This window comes from Microbacterium sp. NPDC056052, from assembly GCF_042266785.1.
GTDB lineage: Bacteria > Actinomycetota > Actinomycetes > Actinomycetales > Microbacteriaceae > Microbacterium.
In genome coordinates, this window is the sequence record NZ_JBHJWV010000005.1 from 1 (window position 1) to 17,997 (window position 17,997).

19 protein-coding genes, 1 tRNA gene and 1 pseudogene are annotated in these 17,997 nt (G+C 69.8%); 11 read left to right on the plus strand and 10 right to left on the minus strand.

Annotated features, from left to right (window positions below):
- Positions 1–256: helix-turn-helix domain-containing protein (locus tag ACFC1J_RS10675; RefSeq protein WP_375905303.1), on the minus strand; the 256-nt coding region annotated here is incomplete at its 3' end.
- Positions 257–665: 409 nt separating this feature from the next.
- Between ACFC1J_RS10675 and ACFC1J_RS10680 the strand changes: the two genes are divergently transcribed.
- Positions 666–1,124, plus strand: coding sequence for a pentapeptide repeat-containing protein (locus ACFC1J_RS10680; RefSeq protein WP_375905306.1), 459 nt, complete (start codon positions 666–668; stop codon positions 1,122–1,124).
- A 345-nt stretch (positions 1,125–1,469) separates the two neighbouring features.
- On the opposite strand, the pseudogene ACFC1J_RS10685 reads toward ACFC1J_RS10680, so the two are convergent.
- Positions 1,470–1,568 (minus strand): annotated as a pseudogene (locus tag ACFC1J_RS10685) (Fic family protein); the annotation flags it as partial.
- A 190-nt stretch (positions 1,569–1,758) separates the two neighbouring features.
- Between ACFC1J_RS10685 and ACFC1J_RS10690 the strand changes: the two are divergent.
- The 4 genes from ACFC1J_RS10690 (at position 1,759) to ACFC1J_RS10705 (ending at position 4,035) form a co-directional block, all read left to right on the plus strand.
- Complete coding sequence (locus tag ACFC1J_RS10690) at positions 1,759–1,935, plus strand: hypothetical protein (protein WP_375905308.1); 177 nt, start codon at positions 1,759–1,761, stop codon at positions 1,933–1,935.
- Between the two features lie 300 nt (positions 1,936–2,235).
- Positions 2,236–3,102: an Abi family protein gene (locus ACFC1J_RS10695; protein ID WP_375905311.1), complete on the plus strand. Its 867-nt coding sequence runs from the start codon at positions 2,236–2,238 to the stop codon at positions 3,100–3,102.
- Positions 3,103–3,229: 127 nt separating this feature from the next.
- Entirely contained in the window at positions 3,230–3,694 is a 465-nt protein-coding gene (locus ACFC1J_RS10700) for a hypothetical protein (protein ID WP_375905314.1), read from the plus strand.
- 20 nt (positions 3,695–3,714) lie between these two features.
- On the plus strand, positions 3,715–4,035 hold the full coding sequence (locus ACFC1J_RS10705) for a hypothetical protein (protein ID WP_375905317.1): 321 nt from the start codon (positions 3,715–3,717) through the stop codon (positions 4,033–4,035).
- A 361-nt stretch (positions 4,036–4,396) separates the two neighbouring features.
- Here ACFC1J_RS10705 and ACFC1J_RS10710 read toward each other — a convergent pair.
- Together ACFC1J_RS10710 and ACFC1J_RS10715 are read right to left on the minus strand one after the other, a co-directional pair.
- A tRNA-Arg gene (locus ACFC1J_RS10710) sits at positions 4,397–4,469 on the minus strand.
- 114 nt (positions 4,470–4,583) lie between these two features.
- On the minus strand, positions 4,584–5,225 hold the full coding sequence (locus ACFC1J_RS10715) for an asparagine synthase (RefSeq protein WP_375905319.1): 642 nt from the start codon (positions 5,223–5,225) through the stop codon (positions 4,584–4,586).
- Positions 5,226–5,359: 134 nt separating this feature from the next.
- On the opposite strand from ACFC1J_RS10715, the gene ACFC1J_RS10720 reads away from it, so the two are divergent.
- Positions 5,360–6,211 (plus strand): SDR family NAD(P)-dependent oxidoreductase, encoded by an 852-nt coding sequence (locus ACFC1J_RS10720; protein ID WP_375905321.1) that lies wholly within the window; start codon positions 5,360–5,362, stop codon positions 6,209–6,211.
- Between the two features lie 2 nt (positions 6,212–6,213).
- Here the strand turns inward: ACFC1J_RS10720 and ACFC1J_RS10725 are convergent, their stop codons facing one another.
- From ACFC1J_RS10725 to ACFC1J_RS10735, 3 genes are all read right to left on the minus strand, one after another.
- Positions 6,214–6,987 carry a GntR family transcriptional regulator gene (locus ACFC1J_RS10725; protein WP_375905323.1) on the minus strand — a complete coding sequence of 258 codons (774 nt, stop codon included), beginning with the start codon at positions 6,985–6,987 and terminating at the stop codon, positions 6,214–6,216.
- Positions 6,988–7,084: 97 nt separating this feature from the next.
- Positions 7,085–7,618 carry a gluconokinase gene (locus ACFC1J_RS10730; protein ID WP_375905326.1) on the minus strand — a complete coding sequence of 178 codons (534 nt, stop codon included), beginning with the start codon at positions 7,616–7,618 and terminating at the stop codon, positions 7,085–7,087.
- A gap of 19 nt (positions 7,619–7,637) precedes the next feature.
- On the minus strand, positions 7,638–9,095 hold the full coding sequence (locus ACFC1J_RS10735; RefSeq protein WP_375905329.1) for a GntP family permease: 1,458 nt from the start codon (positions 9,093–9,095) through the stop codon (positions 7,638–7,640).
- A 144-nt stretch (positions 9,096–9,239) separates the two neighbouring features.
- Here ACFC1J_RS10735 and ACFC1J_RS10740 point away from each other — a divergent pair, with 144 nt between their 5' ends.
- From ACFC1J_RS10740 to ACFC1J_RS10750, 3 genes are all read left to right on the plus strand, one after another.
- Positions 9,240–9,962: a FadR/GntR family transcriptional regulator gene (locus ACFC1J_RS10740; protein WP_375905332.1), complete on the plus strand. Its 723-nt coding sequence runs from the start codon at positions 9,240–9,242 to the stop codon at positions 9,960–9,962.
- Between the two features lie 118 nt (positions 9,963–10,080).
- Positions 10,081–11,361 (plus strand): alpha/beta fold hydrolase, encoded by a 1,281-nt coding sequence (locus tag ACFC1J_RS10745; protein WP_375905335.1) that lies wholly within the window; start codon positions 10,081–10,083, stop codon positions 11,359–11,361.
- Positions 11,362–11,482: 121 nt separating this feature from the next.
- Positions 11,483–12,313 carry a VOC family protein gene (locus ACFC1J_RS10750; RefSeq protein WP_375906194.1) on the plus strand — a complete coding sequence of 277 codons (831 nt, stop codon included), beginning with the start codon at positions 11,483–11,485 and terminating at the stop codon, positions 12,311–12,313.
- A gap of 27 nt (positions 12,314–12,340) precedes the next feature.
- Here the strand turns inward: ACFC1J_RS10750 and ACFC1J_RS10755 are convergent, their stop codons facing one another.
- The 3 genes from ACFC1J_RS10755 to ACFC1J_RS10765 form a co-directional block, all read right to left on the minus strand.
- Entirely contained in the window at positions 12,341–13,354 is a 1,014-nt protein-coding gene (locus ACFC1J_RS10755) for a hypothetical protein (protein ID WP_375905338.1), read from the minus strand.
- A 55-nt stretch (positions 13,355–13,409) separates the two neighbouring features.
- A complete protein-coding gene (locus ACFC1J_RS10760; protein WP_375905341.1) occupies positions 13,410–14,378 on the minus strand; it encodes an alpha/beta hydrolase in 969 nt (322 codons plus the stop codon).
- Positions 14,379–14,504: 126 nt separating this feature from the next.
- Complete coding sequence (locus ACFC1J_RS10765) at positions 14,505–16,478, minus strand: DUF2264 domain-containing protein (protein WP_375905344.1); 1,974 nt, start codon at positions 16,476–16,478, stop codon at positions 14,505–14,507.
- Between the two features lie 34 nt (positions 16,479–16,512).
- Here ACFC1J_RS10765 and ACFC1J_RS10770 point away from each other — a divergent pair, with 34 nt between their 5' ends.
- The gene (locus tag ACFC1J_RS10770) at positions 16,513–17,532 is read left to right on the plus strand and encodes a hydroxyacid dehydrogenase (protein ID WP_375905347.1); all 1,020 of its coding nucleotides are present in this window, start codon (positions 16,513–16,515) and stop codon (positions 17,530–17,532) included.
- Positions 17,533–17,598: 66 nt separating this feature from the next.
- A complete protein-coding gene (locus ACFC1J_RS10775) occupies positions 17,599–17,994 on the plus strand; it encodes a VOC family protein (RefSeq protein ID WP_375905350.1) in 396 nt (131 codons plus the stop codon).
- The last annotated feature ends 3 nt before the right edge of the window (positions 17,995–17,997 follow it).

The following is a 17,997-nucleotide window of genomic DNA, read 5'->3' on the forward strand; positions in this document are numbered from 1 at the left end:
TCGAGGCCTGCATCCCGAGCCGTGTCGCGATGAACACGGGCCCACGGCGGGTGAGATGCCGCAGGATCCGCACCCGCGTCTCCTGGCACGGGCCCATCCGGTTCGGGTGCGAGCGGGCAACACTGGAACGGTCGATCAGACCCGCGCGGCCGTGCTCGCGGAACCTGCGCCACCACCGCCACGCAGTCGTGCGGGAGATACCCATCTCCGCCGCGACATGCGCGACCGCACGCCCCGACTGGATGCGCTGGACCATGATCAACCTGCCCGCCGGCGTCAGCCGGGCATTAGCGTGGGACACGAGAAGCCTCCGTGTGAACGAGTCGAAGAACTAGACAGCTCCAACTCGACACCGGAGGCTTCTCCTACGTCAACAACGACCCGGGTCAGTACACCTAGCGCAGGACGCTAACTACACGACGCGCTACACGGAGGCGATCAAGCAACTCGGCGACGAATCCGTCGCGATCAGACTCGGCGGCATCTACGCGCTGGAGCGCATCGCGGCCGATTCGCCGAGGGATCGCCAAACGATCCTGGATGTCCTCACGTCTTACCTCAGACACAAGTCGCCCCACAGGAAAGGGGGCGCGGACGACGAGGAGCCGGCGGAGATCGGCATTACGATCAGGGCCGCCGCACTCGTCGTGTCTCGGATCACCCAAATGTCCCCGCCGACTCACCCGATCGACCTGTCGCTGACTAACTTGCCGTCCGTTGACCTTCGGCGGGCGAATCTCATTGGGGCGAACCTCTTTGGGGCGAACCTCCCCATGGCAAAGCTCAACGGCGCAATCCTCATAAACGCAAGACTCGGGCTCGCGAATCTCGCGGCCGCGCAGCTGTACGGATCGAATCTTGCGAGCGCCCGCCTCAGGACCGCGAATCTCTCCTCCGCGAACCTGGAAGATGCGAGCCTCATCGGAGCGGACCTGACCCAATCGACCCTCCGGAGCACGCGACTCGTCGGGGCAAATCTGGAAGCCGCCACACTCGTTTCGGCAGATCTGACCGGCGCCAAGCTCACGGGCGCGAACCTCGACGAGACGGAACTCGCCGACCTCACCTATGACCGAACAACCCGGTGGCCGCCGATGTTCGATCCGCCCCCGCCCCGTGCCTAGTTCCGCAGCCGCGCTACCGGCCGATCTCCGGACGGCCGGCGCCCTTTCCACGGCCACGGTGCGGCGGCGTAAGAAACGCGCTGGTGGCCACCCTCGTGCTGTCGACGGCGGATCCGGGCTAGCTCGCGGCTCTGAGATCTCGATGCGGCTCACGCTCGATCGTCCGCCCCCCGCCGGCGGCCGGTCGACGGCCGCGCGATCGAACACCGGCAGCAGCGGCGTCGGATCGATCCAGATTCGGCCCGGCTGAGGCCTTCTCATCCCCGACGCTTCGTTCCACCGGTCGGCGTCGATGCGTGAGAAGTCGAGCGTGTACGGCGTCGATTCGACGACGTGCTCCATGAACGTCTTACACGTTCGTCCGTTGCCCTCGCGGAAGGCATGGACCTGGTTGACGTAGGCGAAGACGACCGCCGCGTTGTTGACGACGGTGCTGCGGTCCAGCTGCGCCCAGTCGTAGGACTGAACGAACTCCTACACGCCCTCGAGCAGCTGCTCGGCCTCGCCGTTGCGCACGCTCGCGAATCCGACCGCGCCGCCCTTGCCCATGTTGACCGTGCGGAACTCGCCGGCCCAGTCGTAGACGTCCTGGAACAGGTAGCCGTGGATCGCGCGCAGATGATCGGCGCCGAAGGTGCACTCGATCTGGTCGGTGCCAGTGGAGAACCCGCACCCGCGGTACGAGTGGCGCTTCCAGGGGACCGACGACGCCGGCGACTTGTTCGTCTTCGACGTCTACCAGAGCGCCGAAGGCTGGCACGTCCACCACCCACACTCAGCGGGCGAAGAACTGCCGGTGGCTGATCAGTGAGGACTGTACTGAGGCGTGGGCTGACGGCGAGAAGTGCGAGCACCAGCGCGGCAACGTAACCCCAATCAGGAGAGTCGAACGTTGAGCCCTACCTGGCGTCTCGCAGCGGCGAACCCCTCGGCCTGTGGGCTACCTACAACGGATTTCCCCGATGGCTATGGGTTTTCATGAGGATCCCAAACCGGCTTTGTCGCGTCCCCGGATCCGCGTAGGCTTGTCGCGACAGCGCCCCTCCAAGGCTAGAACTCATCTGAGTTTCCTGAAATCGGAGGGGCCTTCTCTTTGTGTCAGAGTTTCTCTATGAAGGATCACAAGTCGACGGCCGACCTCGTCGCGCTGCTCGCCGATAAGCGCGGGCTTGTGATTGAGGACCGCACTCGGGCTGCCGACACCTTGCGGAGGATCAACTACTACCGCTTCACCGGGTATTCCCGACACTTCCAAGAGCGCCCCGCCGCGGGAAAGAACGACTACCTGTCCGGCGCCAGCTTCGATCAGATCGTCCATCTCATCGAGCGCGATGATGAACTCCGCTTGCGCCTCATGATCCCGCTGTCGACTGTCGAGCAAGCCGTGCGTACGAGGTTCGCCCATGTTGCTGGCCGTGAGTTCGGTTGCCAAGCGTTCTACCTCGACCCCACGAAGCACCTGTCGGACTCGCCGGACGCGCTCAACAGGATCCGGCGGGTGAAGGAGGACCTGCAGAACTCGCAGCACCCGACGATTGCTCACTACCGCCACGGCTCTGACGTAGCAGAAGTCCCGATCTGGGTCGCGGTTGAGGTGCTGAGCTTCGGCAAGATCGCGTGGCTGATCGAATCCCTCGATTCGCCCACGATGAGAGAAGAGCTCGCCGACTTCTTCAGCTTCTCAAGGAACACATTCCCCCGCACGCTGCAGTCGCTATCCGCGCTACGGAACGTGTGCGCTCACCACGGGCAGGTGTGGAACCGGATGCTCACTGCGCAGTGCCCACTCCCGCTCAACAAACGAGAACGCCCGCGAGATGTTGTGTATCACCCGCAGGGGATCTATCCCGCGATCATGGCCCTGAGCAAGTTGGCCCAGGGGGCACCTGGCCAATCCCACCTCAGCGCTGTGGACCGCATCTTGCGTCGGAATGATGGTTATGCGCGTGGTGTCCTCACACCTGCCGGCGTGAGGTAGTCCCACATCGGAAATTTCCCGCGTCGCCACAAGCGAACGTGTGTGTCTTCCCGTTCAGGTGGGTGTCCGATCGCGGTGAGTCTGGCAGACATGTCGCATGCATGTCATCGTCGATAGAGTGCGGAGCATGGACAGCGGCCTGGCAGTGATCTTGGGTGCAGTGATCGCGTTGGTCAGCAGTGCCGTGATCCCGTGGATCCGCGACGCCTTGACTGAAAAACGAGCAGAACGTGCGCGCCGGAATCGAGCGATAGACAAGAGCATCCGTGACCTCACGCACGCGCTGGTAGCGCGATCGTATGCCAGGCCACTCACTCGAATGGACCAAGCGGCGCTCGACATCGATGCACGCGATCTGCTGACGCGATTCGACCTCCTGCTCGACGGCCGCCATGAGCCACTATCAGTCGCGATCGACCAGGCGTTTCAAGACGCGGCCAGCGACGATACAGAGCTGAGGATTCTCGCACGGGCGATCACACCGTTGCGGCTCACTGGGTGGCGCAGCGGGATCTACACGAGTCCTGACGTCTACAAGCGCTACATGGATCAGCGCGCGGACGCGGAGGTGCGAGCCGCGTCGGAAGCCTAGACCTCGCGCAAGGAGCCAAGGTGAACGTTGGCCTCGCGCGCGTATTGGGCGCCGAACGCTCGCCCGTGAAGGAAGGACGCCCGAGCATGTTCGTGATCGAGGATGAGCTTCATGCGGAGCAGATCGGCACCTATTCGCAGCGGGAGGAAGCGATGGCCGCACTCCTCCGGTTCGCCACGCTGCCGTGGGACGAGAGACCGAACGCCGCCCCATGCAGGAGTTGGAGGAGCTGCGGCCGCAGTTACGAACTCGTCGAGTACGACACGACCGACATGCCCTGGCGTGAGGTGTCACGCGAGGCGATGCTCGAGATCTCGAAAGGAGACGTCCGCTGGCACTAGCAGCGGTAGTCCGCTAGCCACAGGTCGGGGAGGCGCTGAACCGCGTGCGCTTGGTCTCTTACGGGGGAAGCCTTCTAGACGGCAAGAGAAACCTGAAGTTCTACGAGGCTTGATGACGGTCGAGCCGTCGCGGAACGGGACATCGTGACGCGCTCGCTGGCCAGAACGCAAACAGCCAGACGCGTGGACGGATCACTCGCCAGTTGGTCGATCAGATCCGGGAACGCGCGGACACCAGCATTTCGTCGAGCCCATAGGGCACGCTAAGGGCACGGGGCGGATCAGTAGAGACGAACGAAGCCCCGGTCAGCTGAAGAATTTTCTTCGACTGACCGGGGCTTCTTACTGTCTCAACACAGTGTGCGCCTGGAGGGACTCGAACCCCCAACCTTCTGATCCGTAGTCAGATGCTCTATCCATTGAGCTACAGGCGCATCCGGTCTTTCACAAGACCGCCCGCTCTCGCGGGCCTCGTCAACAATACCCCAGAGCCGGCCCGGAACGCGAATCGAGAGCGTCGCGAGCACGACCGCCGGGCGCGCCGTCCGTCAGCGCACCTGCCGCGCGGCGCGCTTCTCCTCGCGCTCCGCCGCTTTCGCGGCCGCCTTGTCGGCCTTCTCCGCGACCTTGTCGGCCTTCTCGCGGTTCTTGCGGCGCGCGCGCTGATCGGAGGCGAGCGCCTGCAGGTCGACGAGCCGCAGCGCCTGCATCCTGGCCTCGCGCATGGTGACGTAGTCGGGATCCTCGTCCGGCCGCATCGCCTCGACCGTGAGCCGGCTCTGCAGGTTGCCCGCCACGTCACCCCAGGCCGCGGCGCGGGCGGCCTCGACGAGGAAGCGCAGTGTCTCCGCATCCTCCGCCATCTCACGGAGGCGATCCGCGACCGCCGAGGACTGCTTCGCGCGCCGCTTGAGGTTGCGCACGTCGCGGTCGCGGTAGTCGTGGGTGCCGTGCGGGTCGGAGTACCGGCCGTGCGCGCGCTTGCGCAGCTTGGTGGCGAGCTTCGCCGCCTCCTCCGACTCCGCGGCGAGCGCGAGCAGCGCCTCCCGCGCGTCGTTCATGTATTTGGAGACGTCAAAGGATCCGCCCTGTGCGATCGTGCCCACGAGGATGTGGTTCTTGACGGTCAGACGGGCGGCAGACGTGGCGATCGCCACGCCCTCGGCGATGGCGTCCGCACTCTTTCCCACTCCGACCTCCTCTGACATCGAGCGTACCGGTTCCCGTTCCGCGGGAGCAGGACCATGAGGCAGGATGGGACCAGCGTCTGCGCCCACCCGACGCATGCGATGAAGCGTGCGAGGGCGCAGCGGTAGGAGGAGCGTTGCCCGTTCTCGACGCATCAGGGCGCAGCAGTGCCATCACCGGCGCCGCCCACGGTATCGGCGCCGACACCGCCAGAGCGCTCGCGCGCCGCGGTGCGAACCTCGCGCTCATCGACCGCGACCGGGCGGGACTCGCTCTCGTCGCCGACGAGCTGCGCGCCGCCGGCAGCACCGTGACGGTGCATCCCGTCGACCTGCGCGACGACGCCGCGGTCGCCGCGATCGGCGAGGAGATCGCGGCCGCGCATCCCGAGCTGCAGACGCTGATCACGTGCGCCGGATCCTCGATGCTCGGGTCCCTCGACCAGCTCACGATGGAAGAGATGCGCTGGCTGATGGACGTGAACCTCTGGGGCACGGTGTCCATCACCAAGGCGCTGATGCCCGCGCTGCGCCGCTCCCCGGCCGCGCACATCACGCACATCGCGAGCATCTACGCACTCGCCTCCCCGGGCGGCCGGATCCCCTACTCCATGACGAAGTTCGCCGTGCGCGCGTTCTCCGAGGCCCTCCTGCACGAGCTCGAGGGGTCCACGGTCTCAGTCGGCGCGGTCTACCCCTCCGGCGTGCGCACGGGCATCATCCTGCACGGGCGCTACGCCTCCTCGATCGATCCCGGGGTCGCGGGACGGGCCGCCGCCGCGCAGGCCGCGATGTACCACATGGAGCCTGCCGACGCCGCGGAGCGCATCGTGCGGGCCACCCTGCAGCGCAGGGCCCGCACCCTGATCGGCAAAGAGACCCGCCTCGTGGACGCGCTCGTCCGGCTCGCGCCTGTGCGCTACTGGGGGCCGATGCGGCATCCGCTGCGCGAGGCGATCGACACGACGACGCCGATGTCGCCGCGCTGACCTCATTCGCCGGCGACGGACGCGTCCTCGCGGGCGGTCGCCTCCGCGCGGACAGGGCGCGTGTCCTCGCGGACGGAGCGCGTGTCCTCGCGCGCCGCTGCCGCACGCGCGCGGATCGCGGCCGTCTCGGCGTTGTAGGCGGCGAGCTTGCGCAGGGCCGTCGCGGTGCCGGCGCGCAGATGCCGCTGCACGCGCAGCCGCAGGGTCGCCGTGTCCCGCGCCGCGAACGACTCGAAGATGCGGGCGTGGTCCTCGGCCATCGCGATCAGGTCGTCGTGATCGTTGAAGAGCAGCAGCAGGCGCCCGCGCATCATGCCGAGGATCTCGTTGACCGTCGCATTCTCGGCGAGCTCCGCCATGACCAGGTGGAACTCCGCGCCCGCCGCATGCGCCGCAGCCGCATCCCCGACCCTCGCGGCCGCGAACTCCCGTTCGAGCGTCGCTTCGACCCTGGCGATCCCGCCCGACGTGTGCCGGAGCGCGGCGATCTCGAAGACGAGCACCTCCAGCACGTCGCGCACCTGCGCGATGTCGCGCACGTCGTCGTCGGTGAACTGACGCACCACGGCCCACGACCGCGGACGTGCGGTGAGCATCCCCTCCGCGAGCAGTTGCCGGATCGCCTCCCGCACCGGAAGCCGGCTCACTGCGAGCTCCTCCGCGATGTCCCGCTCGATGAGGCGGTCACCGGATCGGCGCTGCCCGGACAGGATCGAGTCGCGCAGGAGCCGGACCACCCTGGCCGACTCGAGTTCGACGCTACCTGCGTTCCCCATGGGGCCATTGTGGCACCGACGCGCCCGGTCGCAAGCCGTGGACCCGGATCCAGGAACGGAACCGGGGTCCGCCCCGCTCGGCGGACCCCGAGCTCCGTCAGGGGCGCGTCGGCGTCCCGTGCTCCTCGAGCCAGTCGAGCACCTGCTGCGCGGCATCCTGCACGGGCAGGGCGGCGTCGACGACGAAACCCGCCTCGTCGGGCCCGAGCGGCTCGAGCGTGTCGAGCTGGGAGTCGAGGAGCGAGGCCGGCATGAAATGCCCGAGCCGACGGCCGAGCCGCTCGGCGAGATCGTGCTTGGTGCCCTCGAGATGCACGAACTCCACGCCGGGGCGGGCCAGGATCTCGCGGTAGCTGCGCCTCAGCGCCGAGCAGGTCACGATGCCCGGTTCCCCGGCGTCCTGCTTCGCGACGATCCACTCGCGGATCAGCTCGAGCCACGGACGGCGGTCCTCGTCGGTGAGCGGGATCCCGGCCTCCATCTTCGCGACGTTCGCCGCGGGATGCAGATCGTCCCCCTCTTCGAGCGCCCAGCCCAGGCGCCCGGCCAGCACTCCGGCCAGCGTGCTCTTGCCCGATCCGGAGACCCCCATCACCACGAGGATCGTCGGCGGCACCGTCTGCGTCGTCATCATCGTCTCGTCCCCCCGATCAGCCCACGAACACGCCGATGATCATGACACCGGCGAGACCCACGACCGAGATCAGGCACTCCATGATCGACCACGACTTCAGCGTCTGCGGGATGCTCAGGCCGAAGTACTCCTTGATCAGCCAGAATCCCGCGTCGTTGACATGCGAGAGGAAGACGGATCCGGCACCGATCGCGAGCACCAGCAGCGAGGCTCCCGCAGGCGACAGACCGAGATCGTGCACAAGCGGCTGCAGGATGCCGGCGGCCGTGATGGTCGCGACCGTCGCCGATCCCGTGGCCACGCGGATGAGCACCGCGACGAGCCAGGCGAAGAACAGGACGACGGGCAGCGCCCCGCCGATGCCCGAGATGGCGTGCGCGATCACCGTGCCGATCGTGGAGTCGACGAGCACCTGCTTGAACCCGCCGCCGGCGCCAACGATGAGCAGGATCCCGGCGATCGCGGGGAGCGACGCCGACACCGAGGCGCCGACCTGCTTCGAGGACATACCGCCTCCGCGGCCGAGCACGACCATGCCGACGAGCACGGCGATGAGCAGCGCGATGACCGGCTTGCCGAGGAAGTCGACGATGCCCTTGAACGCCGAGGTGTCGTTCGGGGCGACGATGTCGACGATCGCCGAGAGCAGCATCAGGACGACCGGCAGCAGGATGCTGAACAGCGTGGTGCCGAAGCCGGGACGCTTGCGCGCCTGCACGGTCTCGGTCTCACCGGGCTGAGCAGTGTCCTCGGCGGTCTGGAACAGCGCGGGCACGGGCACATCGACCCAGCGGGCGGCGAGGCGGCCGAACAGGGGTCCGGCGACGATCACGGTCGGGATCGCGACGAGGACGCCGAAGGCGAGCGTCAGACCGAGGTTGGCGCCGATCAGGCTGATCGCGGCGAGCGGTCCGGGGTGCGGCGGCACCAGGCCGTGCATGGCGGAGAGCCCCGCGAGCGTCGGGATCGCGATCTTCATGAGCGAGACGCCCGAGCGGCGGGCGACCAGGATGATCACTGGCACGAGCAGCACGAGTCCGACCTCGAAGAACATCGGCAGGCCGATCAGCGCACCCACCAGGCCCATGACCCAGGGCAGCGCCGCGGCGCTCGCCCGGGAGACCAGGGTGTCCACGATCCGGTCCGCCCCGCCCGAGTCGGCGAGCAGCTTGCCGTAGATCGCCCCGAGGGCGATCAGCACGCCGACACCGCCGGCGGTGGATCCGAAGCCGTTCGAGAAGCTCGTGACCGTCTGCGTCGCGGACATGCCTGCGACGAGTCCGGTGACGAGCGCACCGATCAGGAGCGAGAGGAACGGATGCAGCTTGACCCAGGTGATCAGCACCACGATGGTCGCGATGCCGATGAGCGCGGCGAGGATCAGCACCCATTCTGGGGCGGTCGTCGTGGGCGGGACGGGATCTGCGGCCGAGAGGAGCGTTCCGGGAACGGCGGCGAGAAGGTTCGATGACATGGCCATGAGCTTCCTTGGTCTGGCGGAGAGATTTCGCCTCAGCGTAAGCGATAAGTAGGACTTAATCAAGCACTGGTCTGCTATACGCAGATCTACAAGGGGTTCCGACGTCGTTCTTGCCGGGCTATCGCCATAATGGGCTTCATGGCAGAAGGGACCCGCGAGGCGGCATCCGCGCAGCACCGCCGGCTGCTCGACACGATCGGCATGCGCATCGTGGAGGGCGAGCTCGCGCCGGGCGCCCGGCTGCTCACCGCCGACGTCGCCGCGGAGTACGGCGCCTCCCGCTCCGCGATGCGCGAAGTGGTGCGCGTGCTCGAGACCATGGGCCTGGTCGAGGTGCGTCGCAGGGCCGGCGTCGAGGTCCTGCCCCCCGAGCGCTGGAGCCCCTACGCACCCGAGGTGATCCGCTGGCGGCTGGACGGATCCGACCGGCTCGGCGCTCTGCACGAGCTCAGCCAGCTGCGCTCCGCGATCGAGCCGCTCGCCGCCCGCCTCGCCGCCGCGCACGCCTCGCCCGAGCAGCGCGCCACGCTGGTGAAGGCGGTGCTCGGGATGGTGGAGCACGGCGATCGGGCCGACGAGCCCGTCTACCTGCAGCACGACATCGACTTCCATGCCGCCGTGCTGCGCGGCTCGGGCAACCCCTACCTCGCCGGTCTCACCGACGTGGTCGCCGAGCTGCTGCACGGACGCACGGCCCACGCGCTCATGCCGCACCGCGCAGATGAGACCGCGCTGCGGCTGCATCAGGACGTCGCGGCCGCGATCACCTCGCGCGACCCCGAGGCGGCCGCCACGGCGATGGCCGCGATCGTGACCGAGGCCGACGACGCTGTCGAGGCGATGGCGAAGCCCGAGGCCTGACCGGGCGCTGAGCCGTGACCCCTCGCGCTGAGCCCGTCGAAGCGCCCGACTCGAACCTTAACCCCGCTGATAGCCGCCGGACAGCGCCCGCCGAACGCCGGGCGCGCATAATCGACGCATGGCGACGGTGAGGAACGAGGCGGGGCGCGAGGCGCGGGCGCCCAGCGCACTGCCCCGCCTGCTCGCCGCATCCGTGCGCGGCGTGCACCGTGTGCGCCGCCCGGCAACGCCGAACGCGCCGGCCTTCGATCTCGCGTACGTGCGCAGCGGGCCGCCCTCCGCGGTGCCGGTCGTCGTGATCCCCGGCGGACCGGGACTCGGATCCGTGCTCCCCTACCGCCGGTTCCGGCGCAGGGCCGCCGCCCTCGGGCTCGACGTCATCATGATGGAGCACCGCGGCGTGGGCCTGTCCAGGGCCGACCTCGACGGCGACAGCCTGCCGCTGTCGGCGATGCGCATGGTCGATGTGATCGACGACCTCGCCGCCGTCCTCGAGCAGGAGGGCGTGCAGCGCGCGCACGTCTCCGGATCCTCGTACGGCAGCTATGTCGCGGCGGCGTTCGGCGCCCGCCACCCGGACCGCGTCGCCGGGATGCTGCTGGACTCCGCTCTGCAGTCGGTCGCGGACCGCGACGCCGAGCGCGCGATGATCCGCGGCCTGTTCCTCGACGGGGACACCCGGATCGCCGCGGCGGTGCGCGAGCTGCTCGACGACGGATCGGATCCGCGCATCCTCCTCGGCGTGCTGCGCGCGGCCTACGAACTGGGCGGGGAGGGACTGCTCGAGCCTCTGCTGCGCCAGCGCCTGCACGATGCGCGGCGCACGGATCGAAGCGGGCGACCCCGCCACGATTCCCGCCCGCACGGGTCGGTGTGGTCGGCCCTGGAGGCGTATGTGGACAAGGCCGAGTCCGAGGCGCACGTGCCGGGGTTCTACGAGTTCGACCTGGTCGGCGCGATCGCGTTCCGCGAGCTGGGGTTCGGGCCGGATCCGGACGGCTCCGCCCTCGACCCCTCGCTCACCTACGCGGCGGTCGCCGACCGGTTCCCCCGGTTCGCCGGCGAGCCGTTCGACCTGACCGCGGCGGCGGCCGGCTTCGACTGGCCCACCGTGCTGCTGACCGGCTCGCGCGATCTGCGCACGCCCGCCGCGGTGGCACACCGCGTGGCCGCGGCCGCGCCGGACGCCGTTCTCGTCGAGATCGACAACGGGCACAGCGCTCTCGAATCGCACCCGCTCGCGCTGCTGCACGCGCTGCAGCGGCTGAGCCGAGGTGAACAGCGCCGGCTGCCCGCCGAGAGCGCGATGATGAGCGCGCTCCCCCGCCGAGGGCTCGTGGCGGGCCTGCCCCGGCTGCTCACGACGGGCACGCGCTGGGAGGCGGCGCTGCGGCCCTGAGCCGCGCGCGGACGCGAATCGTCCCCGCGGACGTGCGTCCGCCAGGAATGGATCCCCGGTCCATTCGGTTGCATAGAACGTGACCTCATCCCGCTCCGACCTCCTCGCCGCCGACACCGCGATGGGCGCCGTGACGCTGCTCGTCGCCGATCTCGACGCGATGACCGCGTACTACCGCGACGCGGTGGCGCTGCGGGTGCTGTCCGCCGAGGGCGACCGCGTGGTGCTCGGCCGCGGCACGACGCCGGTGGTGATCCTGCAGCACAGCCCGGACCTGACGCACGCGGCCCCCCGCGCTGCGGGGCTGTTCCACACGGCGATCCTGTTCGAGACGCAGGCGGCCCTCGCCGCCGCGCTGTACTCCGTGGCACAGCACGCTCCTGGAACCTTCACCGGCAGCGCGGATCACCTGGTCAGCCAGGCGTTCTACTTCACGGATCCCGAGGGCAACGGGGTCGAGCTGTACTGGGATCGCGATCGCACGCAGTGGAGCTGGGCGCACGGCCGGATCGAGATGGGCACCCTGTACCTGGATCCGAACGCGTTCCTCGGCGAGCATCTCACCGAGAGCGGCACCGCAGACCCTGTGGTCGGCGGCGCGCGCGTCGGCCATGTGCACCTCTCGGTCGGCGACGTCGCCTCCGCCCGCGAGTTCTACGTGCACCGGCTCGGGTTCGAGACCACCTCGGAGCTCGGCGGATCGGCCCTGTTCGTGAGCGCCGGCGGCTACCACCACCACATGGCGATGAACACCTGGAGCAGCGCGGGCGCGGGCCGGCGCTCCCCGGCGCTGGGCCTCGGCCGCGTCGACATCATCCTGCCCGGCGCGGACGACCTCGGATCCGTCGCCGAGCGCATGACGCACTTCGGCGTCCCCGTGCGCGACGACGGGCGGACCCTCTCGTTCGAGGATCCCTGGGCGAACGCGATCCGCCTCACGACCGCGGGCTGACCGACCGCGCCGGGCGCAGGACCGGCGTCAGCTCACATCGAAGCGCGCATACGCGAGGCGGTGCAGCATGAGCGCGACATCGAGCCGCGTGCGCCCCCGAGGAAGGCTCGGATCGTAGCCGAGCAGCAGCGGCAGCTTCTGTCGCCGTGCCTCCATCGTCGAGTGATGCACCCCGGCCTCGACCGCGAGGGCCCGGACGCTGGTCCCCGCCGCGACGCCCCTCAGCACGGGCTCCGCCCAGCCCGCGGCGAGCGCCGCGTCGATGGCCCTGACGTCGGCATGGACGGCGGGGCGATGATCCTCCTCCTCCGCGAGGGTCAGCAGCGCCCCGAGGTCGTCGGCGTGCACCACCGGCTCCCGATCGCCGGTGAGCCGGAGGGCGACCAGCGCCGACCGCCACGACTCCTGCACATGCGCCGGCCCCCGCGCCGCGACGCCGATGCCCGCGGAACCGGCGGGCGTCGCGCCGTCGGGCGCGAGCACCGCACGCACGACCCCGATCCGGGTGGCGACGATGGCCTGCGCGAACCCGCCGTCGACCGTCGCCGTCGGCCGCATCGCGATCGCGCGGACGGTCGCATGCGCGGGGAAGCCGAGTTGCGCCATGGCCTGCTCCTGCGCCTCGGGCGTCGCATCGCCTGCGACCAGGACCTCGACCGCGCGCCGGTGCGGCGCCGTCTGATCCAGCCGCCGGGAGAGCAAGGACAGCGACAGCGCGAGCCGCTCCAGGATCATCGCGTCGTTCGCATGCGGCTCACCACGGCGTTCCAGCCAGACGACGCCGTCGCCCCCGACTCCCGCGGCGGGCCAGTCCTCGGGGAGCCGTGGCTCGATGAGGGATCCCTCTCCGTCGAACCGGCGCCCGGGGCCGACCCCGGACGGCCGGTAGCCGACCGTCGCACCGCCGAGCACGGCGGCGCCGCGCAGCATCCCCTCCGCACCGACGCGGCCGTCGACGAGTCTGTCGAAGTACTCGATGACCCGCAGCGTGTCGCTCGCCTCGGGATCGAGCGCGCTGAGCCTGCCCGCGAGTTCCCTCATCGCAGCATCCTTCCGCCGTCCCCGCCCACCCTACGCGGGTGAGGACGGTCCGGGCTCAGGCGTCCAGCATGCGGGCGAGCCAGGCGTTGCGGGCCTCGACCATCGCGACCGAGAGCCGCGCCTGCGGCGCCAGCCCGTCGAAGCCGTGGAAGCCGCCGGGCCAGACGTGCAGCTCGCAGTCTCCGCCGGCCGCCCAGATTCCCGAGGCATAGGCGACGTCTTCATCACGGAAGACCTCGGCGGTGCCGACGTCGATGAACGTCGGCGGCACGTCGGACAGGTCCGTCGCTCTGGCAGGTGCGGCGTAGATCGACACGGCGTCCGTGTGCCGTCGGTCTCCGAGCAGGGCGTCCCATCCGGTGTCGTTGCTGGTCTTGTCCCACACCCCGATCCCCTGGATCTGGTGTGCCGAGACGGTGTCGTTGCGATCGTCCAGCATCGGATAGATGAGCAGGGAGGCGCGCAGTTCCGGGCCTTTGCGATCGCGTGCCATCAGGGTGACGCCGGCGGAGAGTCCGCCGCCGGCGCTCGCACCGCCGACGACGAGGCGGGAGAGATCGATGCCGAGCTCATCCGCGTGCTCCGCGGTCCAGATCAGGCCGGCGTAGCAGTCCTCCACAGGAACCGGGTCGGGGAACTCGGGCGCGAGGCGGTACTCGGCCGAGACGATCACGGCGCCGTGGCTCTCGATGAACGGAAGGAAGCCCTGCACGCCCTGGAATCGGTTGCCGATGATCATGCCGCCGCCGTGGATGTGGTAGATCCCCGGGCCGGGCGTCTTCTGGTCGGGACGGCGGAAGATCGACACCACGATCTCGCCGCCCTCGAAGCCGGCGATCGTGCGCTCCTCGTGCACCGCGCCGACGGCCGCGATCTGCGCCTCCAGCGTCGGATCGTCGGGCATCTGCCGCAGGGCCGGGATCATCTCCGGCAGCAGCGACGGCGGGATCATCTCGCGCACCATGCCGAGCGCGGCATCCAGTTCGGGATCGAAGGGCGGGGCGGGGTGGATGCGGGTGGTCATCACGATCTCCATCGTCGGTCGGATCCGCGACGCTGCGGATGGAACGATTCTGGTCGCACCCCGCGCAGTCCACGACCGCCGCGCGCGCCCGGATCCGCGCCGTCGACCCGCCACGTGGCGGCCCCCTCAGCCGATCCTCGCCGCGCTGATCGCGCCGTCCGGCCAGGTCACCTCGACCAGCGCCTCGCCCGCATCGGTCACGACCGCGCGCGCCGACGGCGGCGGCCCGGATCCGCGCCCCAGGCGGACCGCCACGATCACGACATCGCGCTCCCCCACCTCGGCGAAGTCGAGCCGTGGGATCGAGGTGATCTCGCCGATCGGCGAGACGCCGGTCTCGGTGCGCACCGATGCCGTCGCCGCGCCCGACCGCGCGCACAGCTCGGAACGCACCCCATCCAGGTCGAGCGCGACCGAGGCCTCCCCGCTCTCCGCGATCGCCGCGGCAGTCCCGGTCAGCGGCCAGCCGCTCACGCGCACCGGCAGCGGCGTCGCGGCGACGCCCTCCCGAGGCAGCCGCCGGGTCGCACGCACCTCCCACGATCCGCGGATGACACTCGTCGTCGCGAGCAGCGGGCCGTCCGTCACGACGCCTGGGCGTCCGGATCCGTGGTCGTACGTCGGAGCGTCGATGCTCGAGTCCACCCAGTGCGCGTCGGCCGTCGAGCTTGCGAACGCCGCGATGCCGTCGTCGCCGATCACGCCACGGGCGAACCCGGTGCGGTGCGTGGACCGCCCCTCGGCATCGAGCGCGCCCACCATGCTGTCGGCGGGATCGTCGATCGTCGCGCCGGTGAGCGGCGGCAGCGTCGCAGTGGAATAGCCGAACCGGGCGTACAGCGCCGAGTCGCCGATGCGGTCGCCCTCGAAAGCGTGGTCCGCGCCGTGGTTGATCACGCGCACGATGCCGTCGGCCGCGGTGCCGCTGATCAACCAGCCGGCGGGCCGGATCACGCGGCGCACATCGCCCTGTTCGATCGGCAGCGGCTCTTCCGCGGCCGTCCAGACCTCGTGGTCCGCCGGCAGCACGAGGCCGAGGAACCCCTTCGACGCCCAGTACGGCGAGCCGCCGCCCGAGTACGACTGCGCCATCGCGGGCCACTCGCCGAACAGCCCCATCGTGAGCAGACCGCGCTCGTCGATCGCGCCTCGTTCCACGAACGCGCGCAGCTGACCGGAGGCCGCCCGGCGCAGCAGGCCGAGCGGCAGCCGGGTGGCGCCGGAGACCGCGCCCATCCAGAGCGGCGCGGCTGTCGCGAACCGGTAGATGAGGCTCCGCCCCTGCAGCACCGGTATGCCGTCCGCCCCGATGAGCGCGACATAGTCATCGAGGAACTCGGTCAGCCGCGCGCGGAACACGGGCGCGAGCGCGCCGGATCCGAACGCGTCGGAGCCTTCCGATCCCGCCCACAGCAGCGGGTACAGGTGCATCGCCCAGCCGCAGTAGTAGTCGTAGGCGCGCCAGGTTCCGTCGGCCCACCACCCGTCGGCCTGGTAGTAGTCCTCGATGCGGGAGAGGTCGGCGGCGATCCGTGCGGGGTCGTGGGGTCCGCCGACCGAGGCGAGGAAGGTCTCGACGGTGACGCGGAACCACAGCCAGTTGTTGTCGGGGTACCAGCCCGCGGGGTTCAGGGCCAGCCAGTCCACGATGCGCTGCTGCGCCGCGGCATCGAGCGTGTCCCACAGCCACGGCCGGGTGAGCTGCAGGCCGAGCGCGATCGAGGCGGCCTCGACCTCGGCCTGGGCCTGCTCGGCGGGCAGGATCCATCGCTCCGGATTCGACGGGTCGGTGCCGGCGACGAGTCCGTCGCGATACCAGTCCAGGAAGCCGTGCGGATCCTCCCCGCGTTCGCCGTGGAGGCGGAAGGCGAAGAGCATGAAGGAACGCGCGAAGCCCTCCAGCCCGTCGCTGTCGGCCCCGCTGCTACTGGTCTGCCCCGGCAGTCGCACCTGGCTGCGGGCGGGCGTGAAGTACGGCCGCAGCGAGAGCAGCAGGTGGTCCGCCACGGCGGCCCAGTGCGCGCGCGTCCACCCCGTGCGCGGCGAGAGCGCACGATCCTCCGGGGGCAGGATCAGACGGGCGGCGTCGAAGGCGGTCACGGGGTTAGGGTATACGCTTTCCCGCGGAGGAACCATGACCCGAGAAGGCGGTCCCGAAGCGCTCGTCGTGATGTCGCGCGAGGCATTCGACGCGCAGTTCGACGCCACCCGCATCGCACGGCTCCGCAGCATCGCCGCCGTCCCCGACCCGCTGTGGATCGCCGATCCGGCCGACCCGGCGCTCGCCGATCGGCTGGCCGGGGTCGAGGTCCTGCTCACGGGCTGGGGCGCTCCGCAGCTGGATGCCGAACTCCTCAGCCGGATGCCACGTCTGCGCGCGATGCTGCACTGCGCAGGATCGGTGCGCGCTCTGGTCAGCCCCGAGTTCTGGGAGCGCGGGATCCTGGCGACCTCCGCCGCCGAGGTGAACTCCGCACCCGTGGCCGAGTTCACGTTCGCCGCCATCATCATGGCCGGCAAGAAGGCTCCCTTCATCGCCGCCGATCGCGCCTCCCGGCGCCTCCACGGCCTGACCGCCGACCGCTACGGGGAACTCAGCAACTTCGGGCGGACGATCGGTCTTGTCGGCTTCAGCCGCGTCGGACGCCGGGTGGTCGATCTGCTTCAGCAGCTCGACGACGTCACCTGCCTGGTGGCGGATCCGTTCGCGGATCCGGAACAGGTCGCGGCGGCAGGGGGTGCGCTGACCGCTCTCGACGAGCTGTTGCCGCGCATCGATGTGCTCTCCGTGCACGCCCCGGAGCTGCCCTCGACCCGCGGGATGATCGGTGCGGGGCAGCTCGCGGCGCTGCGCGATCACGCCACCGTCGTCAACACGGCGCGCGGCAGCCTGATCGACACATCGGCGCTGGAGCGCGAGTGCGCGAGTGGACGCCTCAATGCGATCCTCGACGTCACGGATCCGGAGCCGCTCCCCGCGGATTCGCCGCTCTACGACTTGCCCAATGTGATGATCACTCCGCATCTGGCCGGCTCGCTCGGGTCGGAACTGTTCCGGATGACGGACGCGGCTCTCGATGAGCTGGAGCGCTTCGCCGCAGGCCTTGCTCCCCGAGAGCCCGTGACGGCGGACAGCATCCGCCTCAGCGCCTGACCGTGCACCGCGGAGGGAACGGATCGCCCCTGGACCCCGCACCTCCGTGAAGCGCATGCTGGGACCATGACCGCTTTCCAGACCACGCACGCGTTCAGCGGGTTCAGCGTCGACGACATCGACGCCGCCCGAAGCTTCTACGGCGAGACGCTCGGCTTCGACGTCTCGACCAATCCGATGGGGTTCCTCGACATCCACCTGCCGCAGGGCGGATCCATCCTCGTCTATGCGAAGCCGGATCACACCCCCGCGAACTTCACGATCCTGAACTTCCCGGTCGACGACGTCGAGGCGGCGGTCGACGACCTCAACGGCCGCGGCGTGATCACCAAGATCTACACGGACCCCGATTTCGGCACCGACGAGAAGGGCATCGCGCACGGCGCCCCGGGCCGTGGTCTCGACATCGCCTGGTTCACCGATCCGGCGGGCAACGTGCTGTCCGTGCTGGCTGCGAGCTGATCT

What these genes read in the sequence shown, in the direction of transcription:
- ACFC1J_RS10755 (WP_375905338.1), bottom strand. Translation starts at nt 13,354, where the DNA reads ATGAGGGAACTCGCGGGCAGGCTCAGCGCGCTCGATCCCGAGGCGAGC.
- ACFC1J_RS10760 (WP_375905341.1), bottom strand. Translation starts at nt 14,378, where the DNA reads ATGACCACCCGCATCCACCCCGCCCCGCCCTTCGATCCCGAACTGGAT.
- ACFC1J_RS10775 (WP_375905350.1), top strand. Translation starts at nt 17,599, where the DNA reads ATGACCGCTTTCCAGACCACGCACGCGTTCAGCGGGTTCAGCGTCGAC.
- ACFC1J_RS10735 (WP_375905329.1), bottom strand. Translation starts at nt 9,095, where the DNA reads ATGTCATCGAACCTTCTCGCCGCCGTTCCCGGAACGCTCCTCTCGGCC.
- ACFC1J_RS10695 (WP_375905311.1), top strand. Translation starts at nt 2,236, where the DNA reads ATGAAGGATCACAAGTCGACGGCCGACCTCGTCGCGCTGCTCGCCGAT.
- ACFC1J_RS10745 (WP_375905335.1), top strand. Translation starts at nt 10,081, where the DNA reads ATGGCGACGGTGAGGAACGAGGCGGGGCGCGAGGCGCGGGCGCCCAGC.
- ACFC1J_RS10725 (WP_375905323.1), bottom strand. Translation starts at nt 6,987, where the DNA reads ATGGGGAACGCAGGTAGCGTCGAACTCGAGTCGGCCAGGGTGGTCCGG.
- ACFC1J_RS10750 (WP_375906194.1), top strand. Translation starts at nt 11,483, where the DNA reads ATGGGCGCCGTGACGCTGCTCGTCGCCGATCTCGACGCGATGACCGCG.
- ACFC1J_RS10770 (WP_375905347.1), top strand. Translation starts at nt 16,513, where the DNA reads ATGACCCGAGAAGGCGGTCCCGAAGCGCTCGTCGTGATGTCGCGCGAG.
- ACFC1J_RS10740 (WP_375905332.1), top strand. Translation starts at nt 9,240, where the DNA reads ATGGCAGAAGGGACCCGCGAGGCGGCATCCGCGCAGCACCGCCGGCTG.
- ACFC1J_RS10730 (WP_375905326.1), bottom strand. Translation starts at nt 7,618, where the DNA reads ATGACGACGCAGACGGTGCCGCCGACGATCCTCGTGGTGATGGGGGTC.
- ACFC1J_RS10680 (WP_375905306.1), top strand. Translation starts at nt 666, where the DNA reads ATGTCCCCGCCGACTCACCCGATCGACCTGTCGCTGACTAACTTGCCG.
- ACFC1J_RS10700 (WP_375905314.1), top strand. Translation starts at nt 3,230, where the DNA reads ATGGACAGCGGCCTGGCAGTGATCTTGGGTGCAGTGATCGCGTTGGTC.